Here is a 1,675-nt window from a genome sequence, read left to right as displayed (position 1 = left end):
CCAGCAGGGCGGCCACGGCGGCGTTGCCGTTCCGGCCCAGCCCCACCACGCCATAATGGAAGCCGGAGAACAGGGTGGGGGGAAAGACGCCGTTCATCGCAGTTTCAGCGTGGCCAGACCACACAGCCCCAGCACGATGGACACGATCCAGAAGCGGATCACGATCTTGGATTCAGCCCAGCCCTTTTTCTCGAAATGATGGTGCAGCGGGGCCATCAGGAACACGCGCCGCCCGGTCCGCTTGTACCAGAAGACCTGGATGATGACGGAAAACGTCTCGACCACGAACAGGCCGCCGACAATGCACAGCACCAGTTCATGCTTGACCGCCACCGCCACGGCGCCCAGCGCGCCGCCCAGCGCAAGCGACCCCGTATCCCCCATGAACACGGCCGCCGGCGGGGCGTTGAACCACAGGAAGCCAAGCCCGGCCCCCACCAGCGCCGAACAGAACACCCCCAGTTCCCCCGTGCCGGGTACCGCGTGCAGTTGCAGGTAGTCGGCGAAGATGTGGTTGCCCACCAGATAGGAAATCAGCGCGAAGACAAGGGCCGCGATGATGACCGGCACGATGGCCAGCCCGTCCAGCCCGTCGGTGAAGTTCACGGCGTTGCCGAACCCGGTGATCGTGATCATGGCGAAAAGCGGAAAGGCGTAGCCAAGGGGCAGCAGCAGATCCTTGACGAAGGGAAAGGCGAGATGATTGGCCAGATCGGGCGGCATAAGGCTTTCCAGCCAGATTCCGCCGATCAGCGAGGCCCCGAATTCACAGCCCAGACGCATGCGCTTCGAAACACCATCGGTATTGCGGCGCGACAGTTTCAGGTAATCATCGGCAAAGCCCACCGCGCCGAAGGCCAGCGTGGTCAGCATCACCGCCCAGACAAACCCGTTGTCCAGGTCGGCCCAGAGCAGGGTCGAGCCGAACAGCGAGAGCAGGATCAGCACGCCGCCCATGGTGGGGGTGCCGACCTTTTCAATCAGGTGCCGCTCCGGCCCCAGCTTGCGGATCGGCTGGCCCTCGCGCTGGATGCGGCGCAACTGCGTGATCAGCGGGTTGCCCAGGCACAGGCTGATCAGCAGCGCGGTCAGGCACGCCGCCCCGGAGCGGAACGTGATGTAGCGGAACAGGTTGAGCACGGAGGTATGGGGAGCCGGGTGGTGCTGGAACAGGTCATACAGCATCAGGCCGGTCCCACCCGTGCTGTGTCCGTTTGCAGCGCCGTGACCACATGGCGCATGCGGCTGCCATGGCTTCCCTTGACCATGACCGTATCACCCGCGCGCAGGGCCGCGCGCACCAGGGGGGCAAGCTGTTCGGAATCGGGGGTCCATGCCCCCCGCAGGGAAGAAGGCAGGGTGTCGAAAAGTGTTTTCATATTCGGGCCGCAACAGAAGACGATATCCGCGTTCGCGCGGAGGGCAGGGAGAAGGGCTTGGTGTTCGTGCCGCGCGAACGTGCCCAGTTCAAGCATGTCGCCCAGCACGGCGATTCGCCGCCCGGTGGCGACAAGCCCAAGCAGGTCGAGGGCCGCACGCACGGAAGCTGGAGAGGCATTATAGCTTTCATCCAGCAGCGCAACCTTGTCCTGCATCACGCGCGCGATGGCGCCCCGTCCCGCGCCGGGGGCGAACGTGGCCAGACCGGCTACGGCATGGTCCATATCCGCATGGC

At 64.9% G+C, this 1,675-nt stretch carries 2 protein-coding genes; both read right to left on the bottom strand.

The annotated features are described in order from the left end of the window. Nucleotides 1-93: 93 nt before the first annotated feature. Entirely contained in the window at nt 94-1,185 is a 1,092-nt protein-coding gene (gene mraY / locus JCM25156_RS15845; RefSeq protein ID WP_025813864.1) for a phospho-N-acetylmuramoyl-pentapeptide-transferase, read from the bottom strand. Next, nucleotides 1,185-1,675, bottom strand: a 491-nt coding sequence (locus JCM25156_RS15840; protein ID WP_025813862.1) for a glutamate ligase domain-containing protein, incomplete at its 5' end; no start/stop codon positions are given. The genes mraY and JCM25156_RS15840, both read right to left, overlap by 1 nt.

The sequence above is a fragment of the Komagataeibacter kakiaceti JCM 25156 genome, from assembly GCF_000613305.1.
Note: the sequence above shows the minus strand (reverse complement) of the source record. Positions and strands in the feature narration are given on the sequence as shown.

Bases quoted from the DNA above. Each gene is read 5' to 3' on its own strand.
- mraY (WP_025813864.1), bottom strand. From the start codon at position 1,185: ATGCTGTATGACCTGTTCCAGCACCACCCGGCTCCCCATACCTCCGTG.